This window comes from Rodentibacter sp. Ppn85 (assembly GCF_001999335.1).
GTDB lineage: Bacteria > Pseudomonadota > Gammaproteobacteria > Enterobacterales > Pasteurellaceae > Rodentibacter.
In genome coordinates, this window is sequence record NZ_MLHS01000040.1 from 22,446 (window position 1) to 39,556 (window position 17,111).

14 protein-coding genes and 1 pseudogene are annotated in these 17,111 nt (G+C 40.7%); 13 read left to right on the forward strand and 2 right to left on the reverse strand.

The features are described from left to right. Positions 1–184 precede the first annotated feature (184 nt). Entirely contained in the window at positions 185–1,663 is a 1,479-nt protein-coding gene (locus BKL51_RS07475; protein WP_077466090.1) for an aldehyde dehydrogenase family protein, read from the forward strand. 106 nt (positions 1,664–1,769) lie between these two features. Here the strand turns inward: BKL51_RS07475 and BKL51_RS07480 are convergent, their stop codons facing one another. Next, on the reverse strand, positions 1,770–2,300 hold the full coding sequence (locus tag BKL51_RS07480; RefSeq protein ID WP_005695476.1) for an inorganic diphosphatase: 531 nt from the start codon (positions 2,298–2,300) through the stop codon (positions 1,770–1,772). 175 nt (positions 2,301–2,475) lie between these two features. Between BKL51_RS07480 and BKL51_RS07485 the strand changes: the two genes are divergently transcribed. The 10 genes and pseudogenes from BKL51_RS07485 to lipA all read left to right on the forward strand — a co-directional run bounded on the left by BKL51_RS07485 (position 2,476) and on the right by lipA (position 12,162). Beyond that, complete coding sequence (locus BKL51_RS07485) at positions 2,476–3,792, forward strand: NCS2 family permease (protein ID WP_077466091.1); 1,317 nt, start codon at positions 2,476–2,478, stop codon at positions 3,790–3,792. Between the two features lie 320 nt (positions 3,793–4,112). After that, positions 4,113–4,421: a ribosome silencing factor gene (gene rsfS / locus BKL51_RS07490; protein WP_077466092.1), complete on the forward strand. Its 309-nt coding sequence runs from the start codon at positions 4,113–4,115 to the stop codon at positions 4,419–4,421. Positions 4,422–4,460: 39 nt separating this feature from the next. Then, complete coding sequence (gene rlmH / locus BKL51_RS07495) at positions 4,461–4,928, forward strand: 23S rRNA (pseudouridine(1915)-N(3))-methyltransferase RlmH (protein ID WP_077466093.1); 468 nt, start codon at positions 4,461–4,463, stop codon at positions 4,926–4,928. 18 nt (positions 4,929–4,946) lie between these two features. After that, positions 4,947–6,899 carry a penicillin-binding protein 2 gene (mrdA, locus tag BKL51_RS07500; protein ID WP_077466094.1) on the forward strand — a complete coding sequence of 651 codons (1,953 nt, stop codon included), beginning with the start codon at positions 4,947–4,949 and terminating at the stop codon, positions 6,897–6,899. Next, positions 6,899–8,014 carry a rod shape-determining protein RodA gene (gene rodA / locus BKL51_RS07505; RefSeq protein ID WP_077466095.1) on the forward strand — a complete coding sequence of 372 codons (1,116 nt, stop codon included), beginning with the start codon at positions 6,899–6,901 and terminating at the stop codon, positions 8,012–8,014. Before mrdA ends, rodA begins: the two co-directional genes overlap by 1 nt. A gap of 50 nt (positions 8,015–8,064) precedes the next feature. Beyond that, positions 8,065–8,918, forward strand: a pseudogene (locus BKL51_RS07510) (septal ring lytic transglycosylase RlpA family protein). Positions 8,919–8,939: 21 nt separating this feature from the next. Next, a complete protein-coding gene (locus BKL51_RS07515; RefSeq protein ID WP_077466096.1) occupies positions 8,940–10,124 on the forward strand; it encodes a serine hydrolase in 1,185 nt (394 codons plus the stop codon). 109 nt (positions 10,125–10,233) lie between these two features. Further along, a complete protein-coding gene (gene ybeD, locus BKL51_RS07520) occupies positions 10,234–10,512 on the forward strand; it encodes a DUF493 family protein YbeD (protein WP_077466097.1) in 279 nt (92 codons plus the stop codon). Position 10,513: 1 nt separating this feature from the next. Further along, positions 10,514–11,155: a lipoyl(octanoyl) transferase LipB gene (gene lipB / locus BKL51_RS07525; protein ID WP_077466098.1), complete on the forward strand. Its 642-nt coding sequence runs from the start codon at positions 10,514–10,516 to the stop codon at positions 11,153–11,155. Between the two features lie 44 nt (positions 11,156–11,199). Further along, on the forward strand, positions 11,200–12,162 hold the full coding sequence (gene lipA, locus BKL51_RS07530; protein ID WP_077466099.1) for a lipoyl synthase: 963 nt from the start codon (positions 11,200–11,202) through the stop codon (positions 12,160–12,162). Between the two features lie 77 nt (positions 12,163–12,239). On the opposite strand, the gene BKL51_RS07535 is transcribed toward lipA, so the two are convergent. Then, positions 12,240–13,895 (reverse strand): putative transporter, encoded by a 1,656-nt coding sequence (locus tag BKL51_RS07535; RefSeq protein WP_077466100.1) that lies wholly within the window; start codon positions 13,893–13,895, stop codon positions 12,240–12,242. A 162-nt stretch (positions 13,896–14,057) separates the two neighbouring features. Here BKL51_RS07535 and BKL51_RS07540 point away from each other — a divergent pair, with 162 nt between their 5' ends. Together BKL51_RS07540 and BKL51_RS07545 are read left to right on the forward strand one after the other, a co-directional pair. Next, on the forward strand, positions 14,058–15,845 hold the full coding sequence (locus BKL51_RS07540) for an ABC transporter ATP-binding protein/permease (RefSeq protein ID WP_077466101.1): 1,788 nt from the start codon (positions 14,058–14,060) through the stop codon (positions 15,843–15,845). A gap of 151 nt (positions 15,846–15,996) precedes the next feature. Beyond that, on the forward strand, positions 15,997–17,052 hold the full coding sequence (locus tag BKL51_RS07545) for a rod shape-determining protein (RefSeq protein ID WP_077466102.1): 1,056 nt from the start codon (positions 15,997–15,999) through the stop codon (positions 17,050–17,052). Positions 17,053–17,111 lie beyond the last annotated feature (59 nt).

The window sequence follows — 17,111 nt, forward strand, 5'->3', positions numbered from 1 at the left end:
CCGTTTTAATAGTATTAAAAGGTCTGAGCCGATGTTGGTTTCAGGCTCTTAGATAAACATTTAATGTTTAGGCGTTAGTTATATTTTATTCAATTTTATCGGTGTATATCGGTAATACGCTCGGCTCTATTATAAAAAGTGCTGAAAAACAGCCTGTTGGCAATGACAATTAAAGGAGTAGCATATGGCAAAAAATCTAAATGTTTTTGATCAAGAATATGGTTTATTAATTAACGGCGAATGGAAAATGGGCGGCACACTACTTGCCTCTTATAATCCTGCAAACGGGGAAGAACTTGCGAAATTTGTTGATGCGACGGATGCAGATGTTGATGCTGCCGTTACGGCGGCACAACAAGCGTTTAAAACTTGGCGAAACACGACAGTCACCGAACGGGCGGCAATATTAAATAAAATTGCCGATGTTATTGATGAAAATGCAGAATTATTCGCTTTACAAGAAACCTTGGATAATGGCAAACCAATTAGAGAAACGAGAGCCGTAGATATTCCGTTAGCCTCGGATCATTTCCGTTATTTTGCCGGTGTGATTCGTGCAGAAGAAGGTTCGGCAAATCAACTGGATAGCGAAGATTTATCCTTGGTAGTGCGTGAACCGATTGGTGTGGTCGGACAAATTATTCCGTGGAATTTCCCGTTTTTAATGGCAGCGTGGAAAATCGCACCTGCGTTGGCAGCGGGTTGTACTATCGTCATTCATCCGTCTAGCGCCACGTCATTGAGTCTATTGTCTCTCGCTCAAAAAATTAATCATTTGTTACCCAAAGGTGTGCTAAATATCATTACCGGACGAGGCAGTAAATCCGGAGAATATATGTTGCATCACAAAGGATTTAATAAATTAGCTTTCACCGGCTCCACTGCCATTGGGCGTAATGTTGCTGTTGCCGCAGCAGAAATGTTAATTCCGGCAACCCTTGAGTTAGGGGGTAAATCAGCTAATATTTTCTTTGATGATATGCCGTTTGATAAGGCATTAGAGGGGGCGCAAAAAGGTATTTTATTCAATCAAGGTCAAGTATGTTGTGCCGGCTCCAGAATTTTTGTTCAAGAGGGCATTTACGATAAATTCGTCGCTGCACTAGCCGAAGAATTTAAAAAAGTAAAAGTTGGTTTGCCTTGGGAAGACGATACTCAGATGGGGTCGCAAGTCAATGGCGGTCAATTAGAGACAATTTTAAACTATGTCAAAATTGGGGAACAGGAAGGCTGCCGCATTATTACAGGAGGAAAACGCTTACGGGACGCAGGTTTGGATAAAGGCGAATTTTTAGCCCCAACATTGATTGAAGCACCGAATAATCAAGCACAAATTGCACAGGAGGAAATTTTTGGACCGGTTGCAACCGTCATTAAATTTAAAACCGAAGAAGAGGTTATAAAAATGGCAAATGATAGCGAATACGGTTTAGGCGGTGGTATCTGGAGTCAAAATATCAATCGTTGTCTACGTGTTTCTCGTGCACTTGAAACGGGTCGGGTTTGGGTAAACTGTTATAACCGCTTACCGGCAGGCGCACCGTTCGGGGGATATAAACAATCCGGTATCGGTCGTGAAACCCATAAAATGATGCTTGATGCTTATACTCAAGTAAAAAATATTTATATCAGCACGCGTGAAGAGCGTGAAGGGATGTATTAATCGCCATAAAGAAGAGGCAGCCTATAAGCTGCCTCAACAGATAGTAATATTAAGGACTGATTCCAATAATCTATTGGCGTTAGTCTGTTAGTATAAATATGGGAAATTAGCGTTCATTCCAACGTTTGATTGATTCGCGAATTACTTCTTTCGCCTCTTCAACATCACCCCAGTGTGTCACTTTTGTACTACCCGGTTTTTTCAACGCTTTATAATTGTTGAAATGGAATTCAATTTGTTTGATTAATTGAGCCGGCACATCTGCAAGGCTATTGTAAGCGTTGCCAGTATCGCGATCATCTGCCGGTACACAGACAATTTTATCGTCCACTTCTCCATCATCCACAAATTTCATCACACCAATCACTTTAGCTTCAAGGAATACACCAGTTGCAAGCGGTTGGCGGGTCAGTAATAACACATCCAGTTCGTCGCCGTCTTCATCTAATGTTTGTGGAATAAAACCATAGTTGGTTGGTTTTGCAAAAATTGCCGGTTCGACGCGATCTAATTGGAATGCCGCGACTTTACGGTTCCACTCGATTTTGTGGCAACTGCCTTCTGGAATTTCATTTACAACGTTGATAATCCCTGCATCAACATCACCAGGAGTTAAGATTTGATTAAAATCAGCCATTGTCTTTCCTTATTTAATAGAATTAAAAACGGCGGAAGTATAGCAGTTTTTACATGGTTTTGTCGCTCTAAATTTTCATGCAAAAAACGACCGCACTTTACTCACGCAAACGTTTACATATTATATTCTTTCGGTAGAATATTGCCCCTAATTCTGACTTATTTTTAGAGGCAACATGTCTAATTTAGAAAAAATCTTTGAATTGCAAAAACGTGGTTCAACTATTCGTCAAGAAATTATTGCGGGTTTAACTACATTTCTCGCTATGGTGTATTCTGTGATTGTTGTACCCAATATGCTCGGTGCTGCGGGTTTCCCGGCTGAATCCGTATTTATTGCTACTTGCTTAGTGGCGGGTTTAGGATCGATTTTAATCGGCTTATGGGCAAATGCACCTATGGCGATTGGCTGTGCTATTTCACTGACAGCATTTACCGCATTTAGTTTAGTGATTGGTCAAGGGGTTTCTATTCCTGTTGCGTTGGGTGCAGTATTCTTAATGGGGGTAGCCTTTACTCTTATTTCTGCAACAGGTATTCGTGCTTGGATTTTACGCAATTTGCCTTCCAGTATAGCTCATGGTGCCGGTATCGGTATCGGTTTATTCTTGCTTTTAATTGCCGCAAACGGCGTAGGATTAGTGGTGAGTAATCAAGCCGGTTTACCGGTGAAATTAGGTAATTTCACCTCATTTCCTGTCATGATGTCATTAATTGGTTTAGCGTTTATCGTTGGCTTGGAAAAAATGCAAGTGAAAGGCGGGATCTTATGGGTGATCATCGCCATTACTATCATTGGTTTAATTTTTGATCCCAACGTAAAATTTAACGGTGAAGTCTTCAAAATGCCCACCTTTGGTGAAAATTCTTTATTTTTACAATTAGATTTAAAAGGGGCATTACAGCCGGCTATTTTACCTGTTGTTTTTGCTTTAGTGATGACCGCTGTATTTGATGCGACCGGTACGATCCGTGCTGTTGCGGGACAAGCTAATTTATTAGATAAAGACGGGCAAATCATCAATGGGGGGAAAGCCTTAACTTCCGATTCCGTCAGCAGTTTATTCTCAGGGCTATTTGGTACGGCACCCGCAGCAGTCTATATTGAATCAGCAGCCGGTACCGCAGTAGGTGGTAAAACAGGGATTACCGCTATTGTGGTCGGAGTGTTATTTTTATTGATGCTTTTCTTTCAACCTCTTGCCTTCCTGGTACCGAATTATGCCACGGCTCCAGCACTAATGTATGTCGGGTTATTAATGCTAAGCAATGTAAGCAAATTGGATTTTGAGGATTTTGTCGGGGCGATGAGCGGGTTAATTTGTTCGGTATTCATTGTACTCACAGCCAATATTGTTACCGGCATTATGCTTGGTTTTGCCGCATTAGTGATTGGTCGTATCGTGAGTGGCGATATTAAACGTTTAAATCTCGGCACGGTACTCATTGCTATTGCGTTGGTTGTTTTCTATGCCAGCGGGTGGGCAATTTAACTTTTCGTCTAAAAAACGACGAATTTTATGACCGCACTTTGTAAAGTGCGGTTGTTTTTTTTATGTGTTTTGATCCGGCGTTATGCTGCTGTTGCACAAAACTGACATTTCAGTGTGTGCGTAGGGAGACACTGTGTAGTTCACAATATTAATAGTCCTGGAGCGCGTGCGGTTCACCCCTATATTTTGTATAAATTTTTTATTTTGTGTGTTTGCTGGATAATACTGTTTTCATCTTTATCCGATTTTTTGTTTCCTTTTCCTAGTCCTTCCTCTTATTCAATGGTAGAATTTCACGCTTTTATTAGTAAGGAAAAATAATGACATTAGTTGAATTTGTAATGGATAAATTAGACGATTTAAAAGGCACGGATATTGTGCATTTTGATGTACGGGAAAAATCTTCCGTGACAGAAAATATGGTGATTTGCACCGGTACTTCAAGTCGTCAAGTTTCTGCTATGGCAGATAATTTAATTGCAGAATGTAAGAAAGCCGGGGTTGAAACCTTTGGAGAAGAGGGAAAGAATACAGCAGATTGGATAGTGCTGGATCTGGGGCAAACCATCGTTCATATTATGCAACGCGATGCACGTGAGATGTATCAATTAGAGAAACTTTGGGCGTAAAATGCGGTCATTTTCCGGTGAGATTAAAGAGGAATACTCGTGAAAATCACATTAATTGCGGTAGGGACAAAAATGCCGGCTTGGGTAATTAACGGATTTGAGGAATACCAACGCCGTTTTCCTAAAGAAATGCCCTTTGAATTAATTGAAATTCCTGCCGGAAAACGTGGGAAAAATGCGGATATTAAACGTATTTTAGAGCAAGAAGGAAAGGCAATGTTGGCAGCTTGTGGAAAAAGTAAAATCGTTACCCTTGATATTCCCGGTAAACCTTGGACGACCCCGAAACTCGCCGAACAATTAGAAGCATGGAAAAATGACGGGCGGGATGTTTGTTTATTAATTGGCGGGCCGGAAGGACTTTCACAGGAATGCAAAGCCGCAGCAGAGCAGAGTTGGTCGCTTTCACCTCTCACGTTGCCCCATCCGTTGGTACGTATTGTGGTGGCGGAAAGTTTATATCGTGCTTGGTCACTGACAACCAATCATCCCTACCATCGTGAGTAAAAGTGCGGTCAATTTTAGATGAATTTAAAGAAATTTTTCGCTGTCCCGACACATGAGCCGATTCGTGATAAAAAAGCGGAACGGAATCTTTTTGCCCGCCGAACATTGGTGGCGTTTATTGGTATTCTTGTGCTCACCGGTGTGCTATTTACCAATATCTATCATCTCCAAGTGATCAATTTTGATACTTATCAAACGCGCTCTAATGGCAATCGAATTAAACTCCTGCCTGTCCCGCCAACCCGTGGATTAATTTATGATCGCTACGGTGAATTGCTGGCTGAAAATCTGACTTTTTTCGGTTTATACATTGTGCCGGAAAAAACTGAAAATTTAGACCGCACTTTTGAGGCACTTCGTTATGTTGTCGGTTTAACCGATGAAGATATTGAGAATTTCAAAAAAGAACGCCGCCGTGGCACACGTTATACATCTGTTATGCTCAAACCTAATTTAACAGAGGAGCAAATTGCCCGTTTTGCGGTAAACCAATATCAATTTCCAAGCCTTGAGGTACGTCCTTATTTTAAACGTAATTATTTATATGGCGATATGATGGCGCATATCCTCGGTTATGTGGGTAAAATTAACGATAAAGATGTTGAAAAACTAAAAAAAGACGAGAAATTTGCCAATTATGCCGGCTCTCATGATATGGGAAAATTAGGCATTGAGCGTTATTACGAAGATCAATTACACGGCACAACAGGCTTTGAAGAAGTAGAAATTAATAATCGTGGAAAAGTGGTCCGTAAATTACGTGAACAATCTGCGGTGGCCGGTCAAAGTATTCATCTTACCATCGATCTTGCCCTTCAACGTTATATTACGGATTTACTTGCCGGACAAACAGGTGCGGTAGTTGTGCTTGATCCGAAGGATAGTAGCGTGTTGGCAATGGTTTCTACTCCAAGTTATGACAATAATTTATTTGTGGACGGCATTTCCACTGCCAATTATAAAGCATTATTGGAAGATCCGGCCCGACCGCTTTATAGCCGTGCGACACAAGGGATTTACCCACCCGCTTCAACCGTGAAACCGTTTATTGCCGTTGCGGCGCAAACAGAGAATATTATTAATCAAAACACTACGATTTTTGATCCGGGGTATTGGATGTTACCTAATTCGACAAAACGTTTTCGTGATTGGAAAAAAGCAGGACACGGCTACACCGACTTAAATAAAGCGATTACGGAGTCTTCCGATACTTACTTTTACCAAGTGGCTTATAATTTAGGCATTGATCGTTTATCTTCGTGGATGAAACGTTTTGGTTTCGGTATGCCGACAGGAATCGAGATAAACGAAGAGGCCTCAGCAAATATGCCGACTCGGGAATGGAAACAAAAACGCTATAAACGTCAATGGGTACAAGGGGATACGATTTCTGTGGGGATTGGTCAAGGGTATTGGACATCTACCCCGTTGCAAGTGGCAAAAGCGATAGCTATTTTGGTGAATAACGGCAAAGTAAATACTCCCCATTTAATGAAATCTATTGAAGGTGTAACGGTTAAGCCTTATCAAGATCCACGGCTTTATGAAGATATTACCGAGCCGAAACAAGCCTATTGGGACGCTGCAAAGCAGGGGATGTTTAATGTGGTGAATTCCGCTACCGGAACAGGGCGAAAGGCTTTTGTCGGAACAAATTATCACGCTGCCGGAAAATCCGGTACGGCACAAGTGTTCAGTCTAAAAGAAAACCAAAGATATAATGCGGCGGATTTAAAAAAAGAGCTTCATGATCATGCTTGGTTTGCCGCTTATGCTCCTTATGAAAACCCTAGAATGGTGGTAGCGATTATTTTAGAAAATGCTGGCGGCGGTTCAAGTAATGCCGCTCCGGTTGTGCGTAAAATTATGGATTATTACTTAAATAAACGTTTACCTGAAATAGAACAAAAAGAAAATGCGGATAAGCCTCAAGGGGTTAACAACTCATTAATGGAAAACGGAACGGAATAATGGAAGAAAAAATACCAGTTTGGCTTCGTTTATGGAAGCCGTTACATTTGGATTTTGGGTTATTACTGGGGCTAATTGCTATTAGTGGTTACGGTATGTTAGTGCTTTATAGTGCTTCGGGCGGCAGTGAAATCATGTTTAGAAATCGTATTATTCAGGTCTTCCTTGGTTTTACGGTAATGTTAGTGATAGCTCAACTTCCGCCTAAATTTTATCAACGGATAGCACCTTATCTTTACTTAGTTGGTTTAATATTGCTAATTTTGGTGGATGCGATTGGAACAACCAGCAAAGGCGCACAACGCTGGTTGGATCTGGGGTTTATTCGTTTCCAACCTTCCGAGATTGTGAAACTGGCGGTACCTTTAATGGTGGCGGTTTATTTAGGTAACCGCCCGCTCCCGCCAAAATTAAGCGAAACCTTTATTGCGATAGCGATGATTATTGTGCCGACATTGTTGGTCGCAATCCAGCCTGATCTTGGTACTTCAATTTTAGTGAGTGCCTCAGGCTTATTCGTTGTTTTTCTTGCGGGGATGAATTGGTGGCTGATTCTTGCAGCTGTCGTGGGATTGGCTGGCTTTATTCCGGTTATGTGGCTTTATTTAATGCACGATTATCAGCGCACCCGGGTTCTAACCCTGCTAGATCCGGAAAAAGACCCGCTCGGGGCCGGGTATCATATTTTGCAATCGAAAATTGCCATCGGCTCGGGGGGAATATGGGGAAAAGGTTGGATGCAAGGCACACAATCACAACTTGAATTTCTGCCTGAACCTCATACCGATTTTATTTTTGCCGTGATGAGTGAGGAACATGGTATGGTAGGTTTTGGCATTTTAATCGTGATTTATATGTTTATCATTGTTCGTGGTTTAATGATTGCCGTTAATGCACAGACCTCTTTTGGGAGAATTTTAGCGGGAGCTACGACTTTAATTTTTTTCGTGTATTTATTCGTCAATATTGGTATGGTGAGTGGCATTTTGCCGGTAGTGGGCGTACCATTGCCATTATTTAGTTATGGTGGCACTTCCTATGTGGCGATTATGGCGAGTTTTGGCTTAATCATGTCAATCCATACACACCGCACAAGATTTATAAATAGGAACTAATTGACGTTTTAGTTTTCTTAGATACAACTTATTTATTGGAAAATTCATGTATGAAATTCAAAAGGCTTATAAAAGCGATTGCTCTTATGATTATTGCTGCTTTAACCGTTTTACCGGCTCAAGCGCAAAATGATCCTCTGAAACAGTATGGGATTAAAGGTGCAAATCTGACTCGTACAACATTGATTAGTTCACCAAAAAGTTATACGGTGAAGGGTAGAACCTACACTACGTATAGCTTTAATAGCGCCAAAGAATATTCAAAAAATGGAACGGCAAGCTATTACCACCGTAAATTTCATGGTCGCCGTACTTCTAGTGGGGAGCTTTATAATGCTAATCTTTACACAGCAGCACATAAAACCTTGCCACTAAATTCTTATGTCTTAGTTACTAATTTACGCAATAATAAGAAAACCATTGTACGTATTAACGATCGTGGCCCTTTTATTCGAGATCGTATTATTGATCTTTCCTATACCGCGGCGAAAGAAATCGGTTTAATTGCCCGTGGTGTAGGGCAGGTGAAAGTCGAGGCATTACATGTTGCGGCAAATGGCAAAATTTCCGGTGCAGGGACAAAAACACTTGCGAAACATGCGAGGACTAAAGCAGCCTCAGAGAGGCTTGTCATTAATATCGAAAAAAACTCGTAAATGAGCGAAGCCGATCAAAAGAACGCTATAAACTAAAAATGTTGGATTTTCACAGTGAAAATCAAGCAAATACTATTATCAATCGTTTGGCACTTGATAATATAAATTTACAAGTAAATCATCGAGACGGTCGGTACGAGATTCATTTTGGACCGATAGAAGATAAACAGATGATTACACAGTTAAAAATGAAATTACAAAAAATGGCTAGTGGAAATCCATTGGTCGTTTATACTTACAAAAATTAAGATGTTATTAAAGGAAATTCAATGTTAAAGCTAAGCACTAAATTAACAAAAACAGTATTTTTTTCAGGGATTATTGCGTTATCCTCTGTTGTTTCGGCTCAGGATGTGCAATACGGTATTAGTCCACCGGAAGTGAATGCACAAACCTATATTTTAATGGACTATAATTCAGGAGCTATACTTGCTTCGTTAAATCCCGATCAACGCCAATATCCCGCCTCCTTAACGAAAATGATGACGAGCTATGTGGTAGGGCAAGCGTTAAAACAGGGCAAAATCCATAATTCCGATATGGTGACTATTGGTGAAAGTGCTTGGGGACGTAATTTCCCTGATTCGTCAAAAATGTTTTTAAACTTAAATCAACAGGTTTCCGTTGCCGATCTAAATAAAGGTGTGATTATTGTTTCCGGTAACGATGCTTGTGTGGCACTGGCAGAACATATTTCCGGCACAGTATTAAATTTTGTGGATAGTATGAATAAATATGTCCAACAATTTGGGTTAAAAAATACAAATTTCACTACACCGCACGGTTTGGATGATCCAAACCAATATTCCAGTGCGCGGGATATGGCGATTATCGGAGCGCATATTATTCGAGATCTACCGGAAGAATATAAAATTTACGCGGAAAAAGAGTTCACCTTTAACAAAATTAAACAGCCTAACCGTAATGGTTTATTATGGGATAAAAGTATGAAGGTTGACGGTATGAAAACCGGTCATACCAGCCAAGCCGGTTATAACCTAGCGGCTTCAGCGACGAATCCGAGTAACATGCGTTTAATCTCGGTTGTAATGGGAGTTTCGACTTATAAAGGGCGTGAGGTTGAAAGTAAAAAACTATTGCAATGGGGTTTCGCGAATTTTGAAACTTTAAAAACTCTTGATGCGAATAAAGAAATTTCAGCGCAACCGGTTTATTACGGCGATGAAAGCAGCGTGAAGCTAGGCGTGTTGCTAGATAGTTTTATTACCGTGCCAAAAGGTAAACAAGCTGAAGTAAAAGCCCGTTACGAACTAGATAATAAATACTTACAGGCCCCTTTAGCAAAAGGTCAGGTGGTCGGTAAAGTGATTTATCAACTTGACGGTAAGGATATTGCGATAGTTAACTTACAAGTAATGCAAGAAGTTAAAGAAGGCGGATTTTTCGGCAATGCTTGGGATTGGTTGGTTTTAACTATAAAAAGTCTTTTCTAAAACCTCTTGAATTTTAACCGCACTTCCCCATTTTACAAAGGAACCCTATTACCTCAAACAAGGCAGACTTAGGATCTGCCCTTTGTCTCACTCAACATAGAGAAGAATTATGGCAACGGAACAAGATTACGAAAAATTGAAAGAATTAATGGAATTTCCTACTGCAATGACTTTTAAAGTAGCAGGCATAAATCGTGAAAATTTAGCACAGGATTTAATTTCTGTCGTACAAAAATATATCCCAGGGGACTATATTCCTAAAGAAAAACGCAGTAGTAAAGGTACATATAATTCTGTTTCTATTGATGTAGTTGCACAGAACTTTGAGCAAGTAGAAACGCTCTATAAAGAGCTCGCTAAAGTTGAAGGTGTGAAAATAGTTATTTAGTATGGCGACACTACCACTTATCGTACGCCAACTTGGTTTACAGGATTATCAAGAAACTTGGCATAAAATGCAAAGTTTTACGGACAATCGCAATGTTGAAACCGCAGATGAGATCTGGTTGGTAGAACATCCTGCGGTATTTACTCAAGGGCAAGCGGGAAAACCGGAACATTTGTTGCAAAGTTCTAATATCCCCGTTGTGCAATCCGATCGTGGCGGGCAAATTACGTATCATGGGCCGGGTCAGCAAATTATGTATGTGTTGATTGATATTCGCCGCCATCAAGACTTAAATGTTCGTCAATTAGTAACCGCACTTGAGCAGGTGGTGGTAAAAACTTTAGCGGATTACAGTATTGAAGGATACCCTAAACCGGATGCTCCGGGCGTCTATATTGACGGTAAGAAAATTTGCTCATTAGGATTGCGTATTCGTAAAGGTTGTTCTTTCCACGGATTGGCATTCAATATCCATATGGATTTAACGCCATTTCATTATATTAATCCTTGTGGCTATGCCGGTTTAGAAATGTGCCAACTTGCCGATTTTATCGCGAAAGAAGAGGCGACATTAGATCAAGTCTCCCCCAAATTAATTAAACACTTTGCCGAACTTTTGGGCTATAATGTAACGAATATTTAACAATAAAAATGCCTATTCTAGGCATTTTTCTTTAGGAAAGAATCATGTCAACGCCATTTAAAATGGAACGAGGTGTCAAATATCGTGACGCTGCTAAAACTTCCATTATTCCTGTAAAAAATATTGATCCCAATCAAGAGTTGTTGAAAAAACCAGAATGGATGAAAATTAAATTACCGGCAAATTCACTGAAAATTGAAGATATTAAAAACGGTATGCGTCGCCATGGATTGCACTCGGTCTGTGAAGAGGCTTCTTGTCCGAATTTACATGAATGCTTTAACCATGGTACTGCCACTTTTATGATTTTGGGGGCGATTTGTACCCGCCGTTGTCCGTTTTGTGATGTTGCACACGGAAAACCTTTACCGCCCGATCCGGAAGAACCGCGTAAACTCGCTGAAACTATTCAAGATATGAAATTGAAATATGTGGTGATCACGTCCGTAGATCGGGATGATTTGCCGGATCGCGGTGCAGGGCATTTTGCAGACTGTGTAAAAGAAGTACGAGCGTTGAATCCGGGAATTAAAATTGAAATTTTAGTACCGGATTTTCGTGGTCGTATTTCCCAAGCATTAGAAAAACTAAAAGAGAATCCACCGGATGTATTTAATCACAATTTAGAAAATGTACCGCGTCTGTACAAAGAAATTCGCCCGGGGGCGGATTATGAATGGTCGCTAAAATTACTTCGTGAATTTAAGGAAATGTTCCCGAATATCCCGACAAAATCGGGTTTGATGGTTGGTTTGGGGGAAACTAATGAAGAAATTTTAAACGTTATGCGAGATTTACGCGATAACGGCGTGACGATGCTCACTTTAGGGCAGTATTTACAGCCAAGCCGTCATCATCTTCCGGTTGCACGTTATGTTCCGCCTGTGGAATTTGATGAGTTCCGAGACAAAGCTAATGCGATGGGCTTTGAGCACGCGGCTTGCGGCCCTTTTGTTCGTTCCTCTTATCATGCGGATCTCCAAGCCAGTGGCGGTTTAGTAAAATAAAAACGACATCAAAAATGACCGCACTTTTACTGAGTAAAATGGGTTGCTTTAAAAAAGCAACCCATTTTTTTATCGGCCTAAGCCACCCAGAGCAATACCGCCAGTAGCTGCGGTGAAATAATTCTCAGGAACATCACTAACGGATAAACCGTCGCGTAAGAAAGTGAGGCTGCGCCACTGTCTTCTTTGATTTCATTAGCGAAGGCAAGAGCGGGCGGATCCGTCATCGAACCGGCGAGTAGCCCGCAAATACTGAGATAATTAAGTTTGGCATATATGCGTGCAATAATTCCAACAATCATCAGCGGGATGAAGGTAATAAACATTCCATATCCCATCCATTCAAGCCCGGCACCATTTACCAACGTATCGATAAAATTACCGCCGGATTTTAAACCCACAACCGCAAGGAAAAGCACAATACCGATTTCACGTAAGGCAAGGTTTGCACTTGGCGGCATAAACCAGTAAAGTTTCCCTATGCTACCGACTCGGGCAAGAATCAATGCGATAACAAGCGGCCCTCCCGCTAAACCGAGTTTAAGGGCGACAGGGAAGCCGGGGATATAAAAAGGGATGGAGCCGAGTAGAACACCCAAGCCGATACCAATAAATACGGGTAACATTTGTACTTGTTGAAGCTTCTGTTGCGCGTTGCCGATAACGGAGATGGCTTGATTTAGCATATCGGCATGTCCGACCATATGTAGCACATCTCCAAATTGCAGCGTACTGTTACCACTTGGCACTAATTCCACACCTGCACGGTTTAAGCGTGAAATGACAACACCGTATTTTTGGTGAACATGAAGCGTGCGGATTTTTTTACCCAATACTTTTTCATTGGTGACAACAACACGCTCGGCACGAATTTCTCCACTATTGGAAATGGGAGGCATATCCACTTCATCACCAATAATTAAGCGCATTTTTTTCAATGCTTTTCTTTCACCGACTAAATGCAATATATCGTCAAGATGAATTTCAGTATTGGCTTTGGGGACGATAACGCTGTCTCCGCGTTTTAATCGTGAACAAACGACTTCTTCATCATCAAATCCCGGAATCTCGACTAAAGTGATTCCCTGTAAATTATGATTGCTGACTTTCACCGAAATAGTGTGTAAATTTTCTTTGTCATGCCCATTTTCTTTGTTAAAACGATTTGCCTCATCTTCAATTTTTATTTTAAAGAATAGACGAATCAACCACATAGAAAGTAAAATTCCACAAATTCCGAAAGGATATGCCATGGCGTATGCCGTACCCATAGTTGCCGTAGCTTGTGACATACCTAATTCACTTAAAACCAGCTGACCCGCACCTAAAGAAGGGGTATTTGTTACTGCGCCGGAATAAATGCCTAAAACAATATCTAATGGCACATTTGCTATTTTGTGTAAAACGAACACAAAAAACGAGCCGATGAATACGATTAAAATAGCGAGGATATTGAGTTTTAAACCGGATTCCCTCAGTGAGGAAAAAAAGCCGGGGCCTACCTGAATCCCAATGGCATAAACAAATAAAATTAAACCGAATTCCTGCACAAAATGCAGAATATCGACATTCAGTTGTAAGCCATACTTACTGGTAAAATGCGAAACAAAAATTCCGCCAAATAATACGCCGCCAATTCCTAAACCGACACCTTTAATCTTCCAATGTCCAATCCACAGCCCAATAACTGCAGCAAGGGCAAGGAGGCTAATAGTGATTGCAATCTCGCTCATGCTAACCTCATTAACTAAATCTAACTATTATGGATTATAGCAATTTGAATTTTGAAAACGGTAACTAAACTCAAAAAATGATAACTTCATCACAATTTTTCTTGCTTAATCATAAACTCTGCCTAAAATGACCGCACTTTTATTTTTTACGGGTATATTTTTATGGATTACGGACAAGAAGCGATCACATCGCTCCTTTGGATTTTAAGAACGCTTGCTATTACAGCAGTGGTATTTAGTTTAGGGATTTTTTTACTGGTGCGTTTTACGCATTGGGGAAAGCAATTTTGGATGTTTGCCGGCGGTTATCTTTCGCCAAAGCGTAGCATTAAACCCTTATTATTTTTCTTGTTGATTGTGGCACTGACTCTAGTGAGTGTACGTGTCAGTTTACTGTATTCCGAATGGAACAATAGTATGTACACGTCGCTACAAGAATTTAATGAACCCGTCTTTTGGCAACAAATGGTATTGTTTTGTGTCATTGCCACCAGTTCAGTTTCCACTTATCTAGCAAGCTATTATGTTGAACAACGTTTTGTGATTGATTGGATTACTTGGCTCAATGATGAACTAACCGGTAAATGGATGGCAAATCGCGCTTACTATAAAACCCAATATCTGTCCGCTAATTTAGATAACCCTGATCAACGGATTCAACAAGATATACAATCTTATGTCAAAACCACATTGTCATTAAGCACCGGTGTTATTGATGCGGTTACCTCCATGATTTCCTACACTATTTTATTATGGGGATTGGCGGGACCAATGATGTTCTTGGGGGTAGAAATTCCGCATATGATGGTTTTCTTGGTCTTTGCTTATGTGATTTTCAGTACGCTAATTGCATTCAGACTTGGGCGTCCGCTCATCAGTCTAAATTTTGCTAACGAACGTTTGAATGCAAACTATCGATATTCCCTGATTCGTATTAAAGAATATGCGGAAAGTATTGCATTTTACGCTGGAGAAAAGGTAGAACAAAATCAGCTTTATCGCCAATTTCGTTCAGTGATCAAAAATATGTGGGATATTGTATTTAGAACCTTGAAATTTTCTGGTTTCAACTTAGTAGTGAGTCAAGTTTCTGTCGTATTCCCCATACTGATCCAAGTGGGGCGTTATTTTGAAAAACAGATCAAACTGGGTGATTTAATACAAACATTACAAGTGTTCGGTCAATTACATTCCAATTTATCTTTCTTCCGTAGCTCGTATGATAACTTTGCTGGCTATAAAGCGACCCTTGACCGTTTAACTGGCTTTACTTACGCCATTGATATGGCAAATCGTGAATCGAAAACAGATATTCATGTCAGTGAAAAGGATGTGATTTTTGAACATTTAAGCATTAAAAATCCCTTTGGGCAGACATTAATTGAGAATTTAAACTTGGTGTTACCACAAGGGGCAAGTTTATTGATCCAAGGGAATTCCGGCGCAGGAAAAACTTCTTTATTACGTACAGCTGCCGGACTTTGGTCTTATTCTTTAGGAAAAGTATATTGCCCGAAAGAGCAACTTTTCCTTTCACAAAAACCTTATTTGCCGCAAGGTAGCCTACTGACAGCATTGGCATATCCGAAAAATGTGGAAGAAATTGACCGCACTTTGGTAGAACAAATCTTACGCAAAGTTCAACTTGGGCATTTACTCGAACGCATTGAGCAAGAGCAAGATTGGACTCGTATTCTTTCCCTTGGCGAGCAACAACGTTTAGCCTTTGCCCGACTATTGCTGCATAAACCGAAAGTCGCCTTTTTAGATGAAGCAACGGCGAGTATAGACGAAGGATTGGAATATGCGATGTATCGTTTATTAAAAGATGAATTACCGACAACGACAATTATTAGCGTGGGGCATCGTTCTACATTGAAGGCTTTCCATCAACAGCAGCTTAATCTTTTATCTAAAGGCGAATGGTCGTTAAATCAACTCAATGGATAACTGAGTAAAAGTGCGGTCGTTTTTTAGCGCATTTTTCTTATGGGGTATAAAAATACTGTTATCAATAGCGATTTTTTGGTACATTTAGCACAATTTTTTGTGCATTCAAATATGATCAAATTTTTAATCAATTCAAATTAACGGAATTATTATGTTATTTAAAAAAATACGCGGTTTATTTTCAAATGATCTCTCTATCGATTTAGGTACGGCAAATACGCTGATTTATGTAAAAGGGCAGGGGATTGTACTAGACGAGCCTTCTGTCGTGGCGATTCGCCAAGATCGTATGGGGGCGTTAAAAAGTATTGCGGCGGTAGGTAAAGAAGCCAAACAAATGTTAGGGCGTACGCCAAAAAGCATTGTGGCTATTCGTCCGATGAAAGATGGTGTAATCGCAGACTTTTTTGTAACCGAAAAAATGCTGCAGTATTTTATTAAGCAGGTACATAGCGGCAACTTTATGCGTCCAAGCCCTCGGGTGTTAGTGTGCGTGCCGGCTGGTGCAACACAGGTTGAACGCCGTGCAATTAAAGAATCGGCGATTGGTGCCGGGGCTCGTGAAGTGTATTTAATTGAAGAACCGATGGCTGCGGCAATCGGCGCAAAATTACCGGTTTCTACCGCAGTCGGTTCAATGGTTATTGATATTGGTGGGGGAACAACCGAAGTCGCCGTGATTTCTTTAAACGGCATCGTGTATTCTTCTTCTGTTCGTATTGGCGGTGACCGTTTTGACGAAGCGATTATTTCTTATGTACGTCGTACTTTTGGTTCAGTCATTGGAGAACCTACGGCAGAGCGTATTAAGCAAGAAATTGGTACGGCTTACATTCAAGATGGTGACGAAATTAAAGAAATGGAAGTGCATGGTCATAACTTGGCTGAAGGTGCGCCTCGTTCTTTCAAATTAACCTCTCGTGATGTATTGGAGGCTATTCAACAGCCTCTTAATGGTATTGTTGCGGCAGTACGTACAGCGCTTGAAGAATGTCAGCCAGAACATGCGGCGGATATTTTTGAACGTGGTATGGTTTTGACCGGAGGCGGTGCATTACTACGCAATATTGATATTTTGCTTGCACGTGAATCCGGTGTTCCGACAATTATTGCCGAAGAACCGCTCACTTGCGTGGCGCGTGGCGGCGGTGAAGCGTTAGAAATGATCGATATGCATGGTGGCGATATTTTTAGCGATGAAATCTAATTTATCATCAATAAAAAGTGCGGTTGATTTTGACCGCACTTTTGCTTTAAGCCATTAAT

Coding starts and splice junctions, on each gene's coding strand:
- BKL51_RS07475 (WP_077466090.1), top strand. CDS start 185: ATGGCAAAAAATCTAAATGTTTTTGATCAAGAATATGGTTTATTAATT.
- BKL51_RS07480 (WP_005695476.1), bottom strand. CDS start 2,300: ATGGCTGATTTTAATCAAATCTTAACTCCTGGTGATGTTGATGCAGGG.
- BKL51_RS07485 (WP_077466091.1), top strand. CDS start 2,476: ATGTCTAATTTAGAAAAAATCTTTGAATTGCAAAAACGTGGTTCAACT.
- rsfS (WP_077466092.1), top strand. CDS start 4,113: ATGACATTAGTTGAATTTGTAATGGATAAATTAGACGATTTAAAAGGC.
- mrdA (WP_077466094.1), top strand. CDS start 4,947: ATGAATTTAAAGAAATTTTTCGCTGTCCCGACACATGAGCCGATTCGT.
- rodA (WP_077466095.1), top strand. CDS start 6,899: ATGGAAGAAAAAATACCAGTTTGGCTTCGTTTATGGAAGCCGTTACAT.
- BKL51_RS07515 (WP_077466096.1), top strand. CDS start 8,940: ATGTTAAAGCTAAGCACTAAATTAACAAAAACAGTATTTTTTTCAGGG.
- ybeD (WP_077466097.1), top strand. CDS start 10,234: ATGGCAACGGAACAAGATTACGAAAAATTGAAAGAATTAATGGAATTT.
- lipB (WP_077466098.1), top strand. CDS start 10,514: ATGGCGACACTACCACTTATCGTACGCCAACTTGGTTTACAGGATTAT.
- lipA (WP_077466099.1), top strand. CDS start 11,200: ATGTCAACGCCATTTAAAATGGAACGAGGTGTCAAATATCGTGACGCT.
- BKL51_RS07535 (WP_077466100.1), bottom strand. CDS start 13,895: ATGAGCGAGATTGCAATCACTATTAGCCTCCTTGCCCTTGCTGCAGTT.
- BKL51_RS07540 (WP_077466101.1), top strand. CDS start 14,058: ATGGATTACGGACAAGAAGCGATCACATCGCTCCTTTGGATTTTAAGA.
- BKL51_RS07545 (WP_077466102.1), top strand. CDS start 15,997: ATGTTATTTAAAAAAATACGCGGTTTATTTTCAAATGATCTCTCTATC.